General features: G+C 52.2%; 10 protein-coding genes, 1 other RNA gene and 1 pseudogene. 1 reads left to right on the top strand and 11 read right to left on the bottom strand.

Annotation, left to right across the window (positions count from 1 at the left end):
• Positions 1-77: 77 nt before the first annotated feature.
• The 8 genes and pseudogenes from AC3ISR_RS24260 to AC3ISR_RS24225 all read right to left on the bottom strand — a co-directional run bounded on the left by AC3ISR_RS24260 (position 78) and on the right by AC3ISR_RS24225 (position 10,701).
• On the bottom strand, positions 78-1,352 hold the full coding sequence (locus AC3ISR_RS24260; RefSeq protein ID WP_463983869.1) for a restriction endonuclease subunit S: 1,275 nt from the start codon (positions 1,350-1,352) through the stop codon (positions 78-80).
• Between the two features lie 5 nt (positions 1,353-1,357).
• Complete coding sequence (locus tag AC3ISR_RS24255; RefSeq protein WP_192002488.1) at positions 1,358-3,754, bottom strand: type I restriction-modification system subunit M; 2,397 nt, start codon at positions 3,752-3,754, stop codon at positions 1,358-1,360.
• Between the two features lie 297 nt (positions 3,755-4,051).
• Positions 4,052-4,369, bottom strand: a pseudogene (locus AC3ISR_RS24250) (IS66 family transposase); the annotation flags it as partial.
• A gap of 314 nt (positions 4,370-4,683) precedes the next feature.
• Positions 4,684-6,291: a type I restriction-modification system subunit M gene (locus AC3ISR_RS24245; RefSeq protein ID WP_463984674.1), complete on the bottom strand. Its 1,608-nt coding sequence runs from the start codon at positions 6,289-6,291 to the stop codon at positions 4,684-4,686.
• A 132-nt stretch (positions 6,292-6,423) separates the two neighbouring features.
• Complete coding sequence (locus AC3ISR_RS24240; protein ID WP_489324496.1) at positions 6,424-7,629, bottom strand: AAA family ATPase; 1,206 nt, start codon at positions 7,627-7,629, stop codon at positions 6,424-6,426.
• Positions 7,629-8,942 carry a restriction endonuclease subunit S gene (locus AC3ISR_RS24235; RefSeq protein ID WP_489324495.1) on the bottom strand — a complete coding sequence of 438 codons (1,314 nt, stop codon included), beginning with the start codon at positions 8,940-8,942 and terminating at the stop codon, positions 7,629-7,631. The genes AC3ISR_RS24240 and AC3ISR_RS24235 overlap by 1 nt, the downstream gene beginning before the upstream one ends.
• Positions 8,943-9,439: 497 nt before the next feature.
• Positions 9,440-9,724: a hypothetical protein gene (locus AC3ISR_RS24230; RefSeq protein WP_192002484.1), complete on the bottom strand. Its 285-nt coding sequence runs from the start codon at positions 9,722-9,724 to the stop codon at positions 9,440-9,442.
• Entirely contained in the window at positions 9,721-10,701 is a 981-nt protein-coding gene (locus AC3ISR_RS24225) for an integrase domain-containing protein (protein WP_463984675.1), read from the bottom strand. The genes AC3ISR_RS24230 and AC3ISR_RS24225 overlap by 4 nt, the downstream gene beginning before the upstream one ends.
• Before the next feature lie 629 nt (positions 10,702-11,330).
• On the opposite strand from AC3ISR_RS24225, the gene AC3ISR_RS24220 reads away from it, so the two are divergent.
• Positions 11,331-11,585, top strand: a complete 255-nt coding sequence (locus AC3ISR_RS24220; RefSeq protein ID WP_192002483.1) for a hypothetical protein — start codon at positions 11,331-11,333, stop codon at positions 11,583-11,585.
• 65 nt (positions 11,586-11,650) lie between these two features.
• On the opposite strand, the gene AC3ISR_RS24215 is transcribed toward AC3ISR_RS24220, so the two are convergent.
• From AC3ISR_RS24215 to AC3ISR_RS24205, 3 genes are all read right to left on the bottom strand, one after another.
• On the bottom strand, positions 11,651-12,907 hold the full coding sequence (locus AC3ISR_RS24215; RefSeq protein ID WP_463984672.1) for an integrase domain-containing protein: 1,257 nt from the start codon (positions 12,905-12,907) through the stop codon (positions 11,651-11,653).
• A gap of 187 nt (positions 12,908-13,094) precedes the next feature.
• Positions 13,095-13,491: a transfer-messenger RNA gene (gene ssrA, locus AC3ISR_RS24210) on the bottom strand.
• Between the two features lie 101 nt (positions 13,492-13,592).
• The gene (locus AC3ISR_RS24205; RefSeq protein ID WP_463984671.1) at positions 13,593-13,871 is read right to left on the bottom strand and encodes a hypothetical protein; all 279 of its coding nucleotides are present in this window, start codon (positions 13,869-13,871) and stop codon (positions 13,593-13,595) included.
• Positions 13,872-13,976: the final 105 nt, after the last annotated feature.

Genomic DNA, 13,976 nt, shown 5'->3' with positions numbered 1-13,976 from the left:
CTTGGCCTCCTTAAACTCCACCACCTCGCTTTCACCGCTGCCCTCAAGCAAACGCTGCAGGTGCTGCTGGGCACACATCAAGCCAACTCCCTATCTTGAGTATCCGGCTCCACCACGCCCGGCACCTTGATCTTGCCGGTGACGGCGCTATAGATCAAAGTGGCTTTGTATTCTATGAGTTTGGTGATTTGTTGTTCCAGCAGCGTGACGGTAGCGTTTTGCTTGAGCATGGCCTGCTCGATAAACTCGACGATGGCACGCTGTTCCTCAACCGGAGGAACAAGGGTTATCAGTTGCTTGAAACCGTCCCAGTAGAGCCGTTTGCGAAAATCCGTAATGCCCTTGGAGTAACGGTCCATCTGCTGGATAAAACCGGGAGTGCGGTACTGGTACTCGAAGTACCGGGCATCAAGGCTAGGACGGGGCACTGCAATGGTATACGCGGGGCTGACCATTCCATCCACACGTACCGCACCAATCGCTCCTTGCCAGGCGCGCATCATATTGAAGGCAATATCGCCTGGGCGCACACAGATGTACTTGGATTTATCTTCAATCTTTACACGACCACGAATGTTCTCTTCTTCGGAGATTTCTTCTTCGGATACACCGGAATGGATGGAAACCGACAACAAAGGCAAATCCTCTCGCCCGGGCTCCACCCGCTCGCGGAACAATGCACGGTTAGCCATCATTCTCCAATGCGCCGGAATTTCGCCAATCCATTCGAGGCCGGTATCCCGCATGGGGACATGCGAATCAAGACCACGGGTTACGGCCTGCTGGATCAGTATCTGCTTGCGCTCTTTAAGTCGCTCGATCTGACGCTCCTTGATATGGATTGCCTGCTCAATCTGGGTAGATTTTTGATCGATAAACTCTGCAATCGCCTTTTTTTCTGCCGCTGGTGGGTGCGGGAATTGTTGGTTTTCTACCACTGCTACAGAGATACCAGGCTGTGCAGTAGATTGGGATAGCCTATTGAAGTTGGCGGCTCGAATTGTTTCGCCGAGCCATGTAACGCTGCACTCTGACCTTGGATACACCACCACAGCGTGCTCAGAGGCAAAGAAGTATCCTGACGAATAGTTGACGTTACCGCACAAAGCGCCCTGTCTTCCTATCAGCGGGAATTTGCCGATATTATTAAACGACCTCGTGTACCCCCGAAAACCGTTCCCTCCAAAAACAGGGTATCCATCCTCAGTGAACTGCTCTGGCCGAATAGTGTCGCCACTCTGTAGTTTGGCAATATACTTGAGCGCTTTCGTTTCCCAGTGAAATGGGATTTGATTTGCCCAATCGACTTTGGAGTTTTTATAGCGCTTATATGGCGGCAAATTGATCTCCATTTTGGTCACACCATAACCCCCGAGACATCCTTCACTTCCAACCCCAAAATTTCTGCAATCAGCCCCTCTGCCTGCTGCTCCAGCGACACGATTTCCCGCGCCACCTCTTCCATGCTGCGTAGCGTTTGATGCTTGTAGAAGTATTTATTGAAGCTGATCTCGTAGCCGATCTTCACCGACTCCAGATTGATCCAGGCCTCCGCTACATGGGGCTGCACTTCGGCCTTGAAGAAGTGGTGGATAGCATCCTCCAGCGGGATGCTTTCGCTGTCGCGCAGATCGCTGCTGGACTCGTAGGTGATGAACTCGCCGGCCTTCCCGTTGGGGTAATAACCGAAGTCGGGCAGCTCGAGCTCGCTACAACCCAGGCGATCAAGCAGCGCAACCAACTGGGCACAGTCGAACTTCTCTACCTTGCGGATGACCTTGGCGGCGTTTTCGTCGTACCAGCTCACTGCATTGAGCAACTGGTTGCGCTCGCTGGCGACGAGCTTGATGCCGGCCTCCTTGCCCAGTTGTTTGAGCACTTTGTCCACCAGCTTGGCAAACAGGTTAAAGTCGTCGTATTCGTCGCTGCCGATAGCCTGCTTCAGGTAATTGGCCACGGTGACCAGCAGCGACTGCTTAGCCCAGGTTTCCAGACTCAGCAGTTTTTTACGCTGCTTGGCGTTGAGCTCCAGACCTTGGTCTTCACACCAGGCGAGGATGGCTTTTTCATGGGTGGCCAAGGTGGCGTCCTGGTACACCGCCTCGCCCCACTCTTGGTAAATCCACTGCATCGGTTCGCGCAGGGCCTTGTCGAAACGCAGGGTTTCGATGCGCTCGGCGCTGAACTGCGCCTTGCGCCGGTCTGGCCGTTCGATGCTGACCTTGTGGTACCCGAAGTCGCGGTTATCAAACACCTGCGCGGCAATGCCGTCGCCACCGGCCGGGCGGTCGAGGCTGGCCAGGTCGAGGTAGGTTTGGGTGATCCGCTCGATATGCTCGGAAGCAAATTCACAGTTTTTGTTGCCGAGGTTTTTACGCAGTTTGCGATACAGCAGACTGGCGTCGATCAGTTGCACCTTGCCTCGGCGCTGCGCCGGCTTGTTGCTGGAGAGCAGCCAGATATAGGTAGTGATGCCGGTGTTGTAGAACAGGTTGTTGGGCAACTGGATGATGGCATCGAGCAGGTCGTTTTCGATCAGGTGGCGGCGGATATTGCTCTCGCCGCCGCCTGCGTCGCCGGTGAATAGGCTGGAGCCATTGTGCACTGAGGCGATGCGCGAACCGAGACTGCTTTCGCCCGGCGTCTTCATCTTGTTGACCATTTCCATCAGAAACAGCAGTTGGCCGTCGCTTGAGCGCGGGGTGGCGTCCTGCATTTCGGCGTTGCCCCAATAGTCCGCGAGGCTGACCTTGAAGCGCGGGTCGATGACATCGCCGCCGTCTTTGATGAACTTCTGCTCACTCGCCCAGCTTTTACCGTAGGGCGGGTTGGACAGCATAAAGTCGAAGCGGCTGCCGGCGAATTCGTCCACCGAGAGGGTGGAGCCGGGGCGGATGTGGGCAGGGTTGTTACCTTTGATCATCATGTCCGACTTGCAGATGGCATAGGTCTCGTCGTTGATCTCCTTGCCGTAGAGGTGGATGTCGCGCTGAATGGTCGAGTCCGGGTATTTTTCTTCGATAAAATTCTGCGACTCGGTGAGCATGCCGCCACTGCCGCAGGCCGGGTCGTAGATGGTCATCACAGAGGGCAGGCGATTTTTGATCGGGTCGAAGACCAGGTGGGTCATCAGCTCGATCACTTCGCGCGGGGTGAAGTGCTCACCGGCTTCCTCGTTGTTCTCTTCGTTGAACTTGCGGATAAGCTCTTCGAACACATAGCCCATGCCCAGGTTGCTCAGGGCTGGCAGGCGGTTGCCTTGTGGGTCTTCGCTGTCGTGAGGGGTGAGGTTGATGGTGGGCGAGGTGAATTTTTCCAGTACGTCAAGCAGCACGTCTTTGCTGGCCATGTGGCGCATCTGCGACTTGAGATTGAAGCGCCGGATGATGTCTTTGACGTTGTCGCTAAAGCCGTCGAGGTATTCCTCAACGTTGCTCAGGAGGATCTGCTGGTTGTTGGTGGCAGTCTTCTGCAGTTGGCTTAGCGTCCATTTGCTGGTGTTGTAGAACACATAACCGGAAGCGGCACGCAGGGCGCTGTCGTCCAGTTCGGTCTGGCTCATTTCATGTTGCTGAAAGGCCAGCTCTTCCATTACCTTGACCTTGCTCGCCTCCAGCAGGGCATCGAGTCGGCGCAGCACCACCATGGGCAGGATGACGTCACGGTATTTTCCGCGCACATACACGTCGCGCAGGCAGTCGTCGGCAATCGACCAGATAAATGAAACCAGTTTGTTGTGGACCGCGTGGTTCAACTGCAGATACTCCAAATCAAAGCGCTGAATAGCAGCGCTGGTAGGGCGGCTGTACCGCACCCCTGTGCAAGCTAAGGAGCGCATCTTAACCAATGCAGCCGCGTTTTTGGCAGCGGAGATGCAAGCGGGGGCAGCCTGGCAGGTGACAGTGGAGACGATGTTCGTGATAAGGTTTTGGAGAGCCTAGAGGAGCGATTTCGCGATCAACTACCCTGCGCTCTCGTGCAGCGGCTGATTGTAAGCGTCCGCACAATTCACCTGCGCGAGTCACATCGGCATCCACTCATGCGGTAGCAATTACACGATCACGTTGGCCCGCAGCGTCGTCAGCCGGTCAGCACATCCTCGAGATTGGCATGCTGACGGTGTTCATTCTTGCTCGTCGACTGGATCAAGCTCATGATTGCTGCCGACCGTTTACCGCGGCATAGCGATCTGGTAAAGGATCAGTAGGAACGTCCCAGTGCCCATGGCCGTCCCAGGTCCTCAACCGGGTTGTTGTCGACTGGCACAGTCCTATCACTGAGGAAGCATGTCACAGCACCCAGCGTATCTGGCTGAACCGAGGGCTTTGGCCGTGGCTGATCCGTTAGACATCAGGTCGCGTTGGGCTACGCATCTTGTCTTTAATCGACTGTACCTACTTACGCGAGCAAGAACCTAGGGCTAAAGAATGGTGTTGCGTAGATCATTAGCTGGATGGGACTAGAACTTGACAGCTTTTCGGTCACCGCCAGAGAGCTTCATACGTGCACCACGCATTGGAAATGGCTGCCGCAGGCGTTCTCGGTAAAATATTACGGTGACCTCTCCGTAAACTGCACGCATCAATTACGCAGCTAATTGCTACGCCCTTTTTTGCAAGATAGAGGTCTTGGGTTAGTTGACTGAAGAGAGGCAGCTCGACAGGTAGCCTGCTGTTTTTTAACTCAAGCTAATGGCGGAAGCCCCAGGTCTCTAAGGAAAGCATTATGTTTGTCTCGGGCCGATTTAATGGTTTTTTCCAGGGTTGCTAGTTCACGATTTACGGTCTGTAAGTCAACCTCAGCTTCGATGCTGGACGTGCTTATATAGCGAGAAATATTAAGGTTATAGCCATTCTCCTTGATTTCCTCCATCGTAACCCTGCGGGCGTAGCGGGATTCTTCCCTACGGAACCGATAAGTGTCAATGATCTTGGTTATTTGCTCGTGGGATAAATGGTTCTGTCGCTTGCCTTTAACGAAGCTCTCTGTTGCATCGATAATAAGTACATCTTCCGGTCGAGTACATTTCTTAAGGACCAAAATGCAAACTGGGATGCCTGAGGAATAAAGGAGGTTTGAGGGTAGCCCAATTACCGTATCAATGTGGCCATCCTTCAGCAGTTTAGTCCGAATTCGCTCCTCGGCACCGCTACGGAAGAGGACGCCATGGGGCTGAACGATGGCCATCACACCTTCATTTTTTAGATAATGAAGTCCATGTAGCAGAAAGGCAAAATCTGCGGAAGATTTAGGAGCCACTCCATAGTTTTTGAAGCGTACATCTTCGGTTAGAGAGTCGGTTGGCTCCCACCGGCAGCTCAAAGGCGGATTAGCAACTACGATATCAAAAGCTAGTTTCTTTGCAGGGTTCATCTCGCGTAGTATGGCCCAGTCATTCGCCAATGTATCGCCATGGTGAATTTGAAAATCAGTATCTTTTAATCCGTGCATCAGCATGTTCATGCGCGCTAAATTATACGTAGTAAAGTTCTTTTCCTGTCCGTATATAATCCCGGTATGCCGCGATTTGACGCGTTTCCGTACGTTAAGCAGCAGCGAACCGGAACCGCAGGCAAAGTCCATCACACTTCCCAAGCTCTGTATTGAGCCGCTCTGGGGATCCTGGCTATCGAGTGTAACAATAGAGGAAAGGATGTCGGAAATTTGCTGTGGCGTGTAGAACTCACCCGACTTCTTGCCTGAACCTGCGGCAAACTGTTCGATCAAGTACTCATAAACATCACCAAATGCATCCATGTCAGTGGGGAATTCAGCTAAGCCTTCGGAGATTTTCTGAATGAGGACAGATAGCTTAATATTGCGTTCGGCGTAAGTGCGGCCTAGTTTTTCAGAGTCAAGGTTGATTGCGCTAAATAGACCTTGGAATGTGTGCTCAAAAGATTCAAGCTCGATGTGTTTGAAGGCCCCCTGCAGTGTGCTGAGTAGTTCGCTTTTTTGAGATCGAGCCATGTTCGCGATGCTGCTCCATATATACTGAGGGTGCAGTACATAATGGATCTTCTTGCGCATATGTTTTTCGAATTTGGTGATCTCTTCCGGGTTGTTGGCGTACCAAAGGGTAAGGGGTACGCAATAGTCTTTATCTTTGACTTTAGGGTAGTCATCGCCAAGTTCTGTCTTCGCTGCATTTTCATAATTGTCTGATAAATATCGCAGGAGAAAGAATGAAAGTATGTAATCGCGGAAGTCGTCTGCATTCATTAGTCCGCGCAGTTGGTCGGCGACACTCCAGAGGGCCTTGCCAAGCATTATTTTATTTGATTCTGTCATTTTTCACCTCCGGGCAGTGTAGAGTATCAAGGTTTCTCGATGAAGGGGGAGCGAAATACGTAAGAGTTTCTGAGTCCTGGAAAATGCTGAGGTCCAGGACAAAAATAGTAATTTGGTAGACATTCGAGACGATCATGGTGCGGGCGCTGCTGCGAGTGACTTCGGAAATAGTGTTGTGTTGAACGGGTGAAGATTAATAAATGTGCTAAGAATGTCACGAAACATTTTTTTCTCAGATCGACTCAGGGGGTCGGGTTCAAAGACAGAATACTTTGAATGGCTGCGGATATTTAAAAAGCGGACATATAGATTTTTATTGGGATTGCCATCAAAGCAAGTAGATATATGCTGTCGGCCAAAAAATATTGCCGTTTTCTCTAAAATGCTTCGAAGAGAGTTGAAATGGTGTTGCGAAATGTTGCCTGACCTCGCTGCAGCCTGTAATTCTAGTAATGATGCTACATGATTCAAGAATGGAGACTCTCCTGTGTCTTGGAGTGTGTAGCTTGGGGACTTATTTGGACGGCTCAGGATATAAGACTTTTTTCTGATTTCCTCTTTTTTCGCAGATTGTTCATTTTTTCCTTTGAGTTCATTGAAAAGAACATTAAAGAACAATCCGTGGTGTGTGGATATGATGATTTTTATATTGTTTCTGGAGTCTTTTAAAAGCGCAGAAAGTCCGGAGGCGACAGCGATTGTGTTGTGTTCATCAAGGGACGAAATCGGGTCGTCAATGTAAACAAATTTTACCCAATAATATGGGTCACCTGGTTCTGCTAAGCTGGCCAATTCGAGTATGGCAAGAAAAAAACACCAAATAAAAATATTCTCTTCCCCGCGTGATATTTTTATATCCTCCAGGGTCTCAATTTTACCTGCGACGATTTCCTCACGAAAAAAGCTAATTTCTGCATCGTCGTAGTTTATTGTGAAATTAAAGTCAGCGTGGCGATGTAAGTGGGGGCGAATGCGACTTTCAATGCCAATGCCATCAAGCCCATTAAAAAACTGAGAGTGGGATTTGAATTTTATTCTTCTTTCTCTATCCTCGTCGAAATCGTTATCCCAGTCAAAAAGGTCTTCAGTGAAAGCGTTGAAGTATAGAGTGTCTCTCTTGTCCTGTTTTTTTCCAAGATCTTTAAACTCCATGGATAAACGAGTTTTGCCTACCCCGTTGTGAGCAAAAAGCAAAACAAAGTCGTTCCCTTTTATTGGTGCGATCGCTTTTCGTGCGCCAAGTTTTTTTCTTCCTCGAACTCCTGTCATATCCTTGCGCAACTTTTTGGCTAGCGACTTTAAAGATCTGAAATTCGATTGTACTAACGGTTTGTTCATTAAATATCCTTGTCCGACCGCGGGAAAAGCTTTTGCAAAAGCGCCGTCTTGTGTTTTTTTATGGATTCAAGCTTCTGTATGTGCGAAGTAATTAAGCTGTCAAGTGAGCTAAGACAGCCTGCAATACATATTTGCTCAGGCAGCGACGGGAGTGTAATACTCTGTTTGTTCAATTCCTTTAGCGATATCCTTGTCTGTCCGAGGCCGGTAGAGTTGCTTTGTGCGTAGTCTGATAAGAAATGTCGACAAAAATGAAATGCGAAATCTGCGCAAAGTAAATCGGTAATGATTTCCAACTTGGCTAGCTGATGGCTGAAAATCGATTTTTCATTATTTTTACTAATTTTGGTGATCTTTATTTCTTCATTGCGCATTGGTCGATAGAGCGCAAAGACAATGTTATTAGTTTGTAATAATAATTCAGGGTGCTTGTCTGCATAGGTTGTAGGGAGGTGAGGTGAGTCATCGCTCCATATTAATGAGCCATATTCAATATTTTTCGATTGTATTAATCGAATCCCCTCGCCCGAGTACTCCGATGGCTTAAATTCCTTCCCTGAAGTTACTTTTATAGCGTTTGTAAATAGGACTTTTTTCCATTCCTCAGCGTTCTGGAAATCAGGGAAACGTAACCGAGGCTTGAATTCACCTTTACGTGGAAATAGTTGCAGTGTCAGACCGATCTTATGAGTGCTGAGCGTTTTTATTTTCTGAGATTGGGCCGCAATCAGGCTCTCCAATGACTCCAGACAGTCGGCGATTTTTTTTTGTTCCGATTCGCACGGGCGCCATACGTTTATGGCGAGAAATTTATTGACTGGAGTGTTAAATCGTCCCTGGGTTGCACCCTCATTTATAACTTTACTGAGCTGATTGTTGTGCGCTCCTGATTCGAAATATCCTTCCCAAAAGCCTGGGTGTTCATTGGCATGAAAGCGGAAGCACTTGTAAACTGAGGGGACCACTCCATTGGAGTAATTGGATAATCGCTTTATAGTGCCTGAGGCCGGATTTTTTGTGCTTTTGTCAATGTAAATAAAGTCATCGCGAATAATCCTAAGATAGCGTTCAGAGTATTTATTTATCTCATTGCCTTCCAATATGTCACTCTGAAGCACTATGGTGTTTTCAGTTGAGAGACTCAGGGCATTATTCTTCTCACCAGAACTAGCTTTGTCTAAGACAGGGTCGGCAATCATCCTGAGCTCTGTCTTTTCCCACTCTTTCGAATCCCTAAACTCAGGAAAGCGTAATTTGGGCGTACGTATAGTTTTGGCGTTTTCGTTGCCGTTCGTTGTTTTCGTTTTACTCATACGCGCTGAGTCCTGAAATTTCGCGACCTTGTGCGACCTGCGTGAGACGAGGTGGCGATTCGTTCAACTGGGTGCCTATTGCCTGAGTCGGTTCAAACGAGACCTGTAGTAAAACATGACTCCGGGAAATCTCCTCGTACCTATTGAAAGGAACGCTGCCGATTAGGCCTGCTGCGCAAAAAAATCATTTTAAACTAACCGCTTAGGGTGGCCCACTACGTTCTTGCTTCCTTTACGCGGAACTCAAAGCATCCTAGATGCATTCGTGACCTAAGGGTGGTCATTTTAGCCACTGGCCAATCTGCTCGTTCTTGGAGCTCTGCAACCAGAGCATGGATGTTTGGATCCGTCATTGAACGCGGCGTCAATGTGCCTAGGATGAAGGGGGACGTGTGCAGGTGGGCATTGTGCTCAAGCAATCGTCTGCATTGCCGGTTCTTCCTTCCATGGCTGAGTGGAATGGGTCGATCGCTTGACGTTTAGGGCTAGCAAAAGCCTTATCCACGCGAAAGGTTGAATGCCCATGTCTTTTTCAAGCGGCGAGCGAGCAGACGCGCGCTCAGCAAAAAGTAATACCGCGTCGCTTCACTGCGTTGATCTAAGCGATGCTCGAGAAACCAAGCCACGTGCTTTCTCTGCCAAGCCCAAGGTGTCTCTCGTTGCCAGCGCTTCGCGATTTCAGCCTGCATGATCTTTGCCTGGCGCACATGGCGTTGTTGGGTTGCCTGCGACCCCGTCAGCACTCCAGCCAAGAACAGTTCCATGTCGAATTGCTTACTCATGTCCGCCCTCCAATGTAGGCAGCGACCACGTCGATCCGACAGTGCCCCAGCTCATAGCTGATTTGCCTTCGGGCTTCACGATCAAGGTTCCTATCTGTCAGGCAGCATTGGCCACCGTTGATAGGAGCGCGGTGTTGGGTGATTTGCTCATAGCGCTCACATGCGTATGCCGCTCGTAACTCATGGAAGCCTTTGAGGTTCTGCGAATGCAGGATGTCCCGCGCAGGGCGGATGATTTGTTGCAGAAGACTCAGGCAGCTTTCGTGTGGCGCAATCAGGTTGCGGCTACCCGCAGGCGAAATCTGCCGTGCAAACCTAAGCGCATCTCGAACATGGCAGTCAACCGCAATCCAACGCGGCGCCGAGGCACCGGCGCGGCCGCCTTTGGTGCCATCCTGAATGTTAATTTTGCCTAGGTCGTTTGCCTCACGGCTTAGCCGAGGCAGATCAGCCAAGATGGCCTCACGCAAGCGCATGCCTGTGGCTCGCGCCAACAGAACGATCGCGGCGGCGCGTAGCTGATAATGGCGGCAAAGCGTATCGACGATCTGCCTCACCTGTTCACGGTCCTGGCCCTGAGGCACCGACTGGCGAATCCCAGTGCGCTGCATACCCAGCGCCTTGCTCGGGCTTGGCATCTTTACGTACTGATCACCGCGAAGCGCCGCCATGGTCCTGTTAACGCTGGATAGTCGGTTTTGTGCGGTGCTGATGGCTAGGTCACCGCGTCCAACAACGTCGCGCAGATAAGCTGCATAGTCGGCCAACACCCTGCGATCAATCTGCCGCGCATCATTGATACCGGGCCCCTGTTCGGAACGGCACCACTTTACGAATGCCTGCCACCGATCACAGTGCGCCTTGACCGTGCCGTAGTGACCGCCGCCGAACATGTCTTTCAGCGCTTGCGGCCCCGCGTAGCTCAACTGCCTACCGTAGCCGAAATTACGACCATCGCGTCTACCCACCAATGCCATATCGATCACCTCATCCTCCGTTCTCCGATCCTCGCCCCACGTCATCCCGCCAAGAATGCTGAGTGTTATCAGGGATCAAGGCCCCTGCGACCTGTGGGGATGTCCTCTACGCGGGACTGACGGCTCCTTACGACCGGGAGCAAGGGCATCTCATGATCTGGCCTCCTGAGCACCGTTACCGGTGGGCGGGTGGAGGCTGCACTGGCTGACGAGACCAGTGCCGCGAGATCCTGAGCCGGGTGAACGCAGCGGTGCGATGACCGGGGCATGCCTGACTGTCAGTCAGGTGCAGTCCATTCCCTGGTCTGCGGCACCGTCATCTGCATGGCTGTTGCTGGTGACATCGGCGTTTGTCACGCCGATTGTCACGAGGGGGAATGCCGCAAAGCCATGTGCGATCAGGGCTGCAGCAGTGCTAGAAGTGCCCGTCTCTTTCCAGAAGAAAGAGACGGGCACAGGTTGGCGCAAGATTCGGCCAAGCGGATAGGTTGCTGCAGGGCAGCGAAGTAGGAGGTGTTGTCTGGCGCACGAGGGCCATGATCTGAAGTAGGCATCCATCACCGGGGAGGTGACCGGGCGAACTGCCGGATGCGAATCGCCATTTGGGGGAGAACCACCACGAGAGCGGCGTGACCTTCAAGGTTCGGGCCACCTGGGTTGCTGTCATCGACAGCGCTTGCACGGCCAGTTTTACTCTTGTGGATAAAACCGGTCAAGGTTCAAAATTCAGCGCTACTTTGGACTTGAAGAACGGTTATCCACTGGTGGAATTCCGTGGTAAATCCTGGAAAACGTGGTCGCTTTTAGCTCTTCAAAGTAAGGTCCATCCAAACAGGGCGGCTTTGCAGCCCTGTTTGGATGGACCCGCGCTGAGAAGCGGATAAGCGAGGCTGCTCGCCCTGAATCTTGAACGCTCAGTTGTTGCTGCCGTTATTGCGCCTGCATAGCGCTAGCGTATCGGCACCACGTTCTTGTCTCTGACTTGGCCGTATGCTGAGGCGAGCAGGCTACCGGTGGCGGCTTTCTGAATGTACTCACTCCACCACGCCATCATCGGGCGTCGGCGCTCGATGTAGTCGGCTCGGTTGTAGGCGCTGCGCACCTCATCCTTGTCGACATGCGCCAATGCGACCTCAATGAGTTCCGGGTCCCACCCATGTTCATTCAAGATGGTGCTGGCCATAGAGCGCATGCCGTGGCTGACCAAGCGGTCCTGGAAGCCCATGCGTTTCAACGCCATGTTGGCCGTTTGGCTATTGGCGTGGGTGCGCGGATTTCTGTCTGCCGGGAAGACGTATTCGCGATGGCCGCTGTGAGTCTTCAGTGACTCCAACAGTGCGACAGCGTGATCACTCAACGGGATGCTGTGTGGGCGGCGCTTCTTCATCAGCTCCGGCGGGATGGTCCAGACACGCCTTTCAAAGTCGATGTCTGCCCAGCGAGTAGTTGCCGCCTCGGCGGGGCGAGTCATAGTGTGCAACTGCCATTCGATCAGGCAACGGGTAGTGCGTTTGATACTGGCGTTCGCGATCTCCAGCATGAGCTCGGGGAGCTCCTCGGGTGGAAGCGCAGCCATATTCTCTTTCTTGGGCTTCTTGAAAACCGCCCTGATACCGCTGAGCGGGTTGGCGAAGATCAGGCCAGAGTTCACGCCGTAGGTCATGATCTCGTTAAGCCGCTGACTAAGGCGCTTGACCGTCTCCAGGCTGCCTTTAGCTTCGATTGGACGAAGTAACCCGATCACCATCGGCGCGGTGATTTTCGCGAGTGGCGTCGTCCTCAAGTCAGGGAGCACATGCAGCGTGAGCGACCGCCAAATGTCCTCGGCGTAGGCCGGGGTGACCGAGTCTTTCTTGAGCTCGAACCAGGCGGTGGCCACGTTCTCGAAGGTGTGTTCGGTTTCCGCGCGCTTGGCTTCATTCAACGTATTGCGCTGCACCTTCGGATCGATGCCCTGGGCGAGCAGCTCGCGTGCTTCGACTGCCATCTTTCGTGCGTTCGCCAGCGACAGCTCGGGGTAGGTCCCGAAGCCGATGTTGATGCGCTTCTTGGTCACCGGTTCGCGGTAGTTGAAATTCCACAGTAACGAGCCGTTGCTGCGTACGCGGAGCTGCAAACCGTCACCGTCGGTGAGGACGTAATCCTTGGACGCGGGTTTGACTCCCTTGAGCTGTCGATCGGAGAGGCGGAGGGTTTTAGCAGGCATGAGATTGTCCTCAGGCACTGATTCGGTATTCCAAAGATTAGCACCGGATGGGCTGGAATACCGTCTGGAATACCCGAACGGCCGGAACTCAAAAAATCTCAGAAGACCGAAAAAGCGCTGGAGGCCGCGTATTTACTGGATTTAAGGCACAAAAAAAGACGCCCGTGGACGTCTTTAGATGATCAAATGGTGGAGCCGGGGGGATTTGAACCCCCGTCCGCCAGTACTCCGCTGTCGGTACTACATGCGTAGCCGTTTCTATTAAGTTAACCCTCAGCGACCCGAAGGGCAGGGTGCTTTGGGCGAGTTGTGTAAGTTTTAGCCGCTTCGTCCACAACGTACTGCACGGCGATTCTGTTCTATATGACAATCACTTTGGGTTTACAGACATCCCCTGGTGATTGCTGGACCCGAAGGTACCAGAAGCTCAGGGCTAAGGCTGCTTACGCAGCGAGAGCGAATTCCTGGCCGTAGTTTTCGTCATTGGCAACTATAAGAAGTTGCAACAGTGGATTTACGAGTTCTGTTACCAACTCGGCATGCACCTAAAGTTTCGCGACCGGCGTCGAATCCTAAACGGCCCCGTGCTTGTAACTCGTTGTTTCATAGTGAGTGACAAGCCTGTGCAGTGTACGCCAAACAGCGCGGGAAGGCCAACCCGAAGGTTGGCCTCACGGCTGTGGGATTATTTACCGCCTTTGTCGAGGTCTTGCAGGTCTTGCAGCGCCTTGGTGGTGATCTCGATGCAATTTTTCTCATCGCCGGCAGCGTGGGCGGCTTTGGCCTGGGCGACGGCGGTGTCGATTTCGCCGCTTTTACCGCTGGAGTCGGTGGCCAGCAGCGCCTTGCCGTTGTTGATTTTGTTGAGGTTGATTTCGCAGAGGTCTTTGTCTCCGGCGGCGAAAACAGGGGAGGCCAGCATCGCAGCGGTGATGAACAAGCCAGCAAGAGCGGAACGCTTCATGGGGTATCTCCTCGCAAATAGGGCTCGACGCTGCTGGCGTTCACGGCTGCCAGCGACATCACTGATGAGCCTCGTTCGCCGAGGCCTATCTAGATGACTACGCGG

The sequence above is a fragment of the Pseudomonas sp. GL_117 genome, assembly GCF_057835125.1.
The sequence above is the reverse complement of the archived record's forward strand: the minus strand, read 5'-3'. Positions and strand labels throughout refer to the sequence as shown.

What these genes read in the sequence shown, in the direction of transcription:
- AC3ISR_RS24230 (WP_192002484.1), bottom strand. Translation starts at nt 9,724, where the DNA reads ATGAGTAAGCAATTCGACATGGAACTGTTCTTGGCTGGAGTGCTGACG.
- AC3ISR_RS24245 (WP_463984674.1), bottom strand. Translation starts at nt 6,291, where the DNA reads ATGACAGAATCAAATAAAATAATGCTTGGCAAGGCCCTCTGGAGTGTC.
- AC3ISR_RS24215 (WP_463984672.1), bottom strand. Translation starts at nt 12,907, where the DNA reads ATGCCTGCTAAAACCCTCCGCCTCTCCGATCGACAGCTCAAGGGAGTC.
- AC3ISR_RS24260 (WP_463983869.1), bottom strand. Translation starts at nt 1,352, where the DNA reads ATGGAGATCAATTTGCCGCCATATAAGCGCTATAAAAACTCCAAAGTC.
- AC3ISR_RS24205 (WP_463984671.1), bottom strand. Translation starts at nt 13,871, where the DNA reads ATGAAGCGTTCCGCTCTTGCTGGCTTGTTCATCACCGCTGCGATGCTG.
- AC3ISR_RS24235 (WP_489324495.1), bottom strand. Translation starts at nt 8,942, where the DNA reads ATGAGTAAAACGAAAACAACGAACGGCAACGAAAACGCCAAAACTATA.
- AC3ISR_RS24225 (WP_463984675.1), bottom strand. Translation starts at nt 10,701, where the DNA reads ATGGCATTGGTGGGTAGACGCGATGGTCGTAATTTCGGCTACGGTAGG.
- AC3ISR_RS24240 (WP_489324496.1), bottom strand. Translation starts at nt 7,629, where the DNA reads ATGAACAAACCGTTAGTACAATCGAATTTCAGATCTTTAAAGTCGCTA.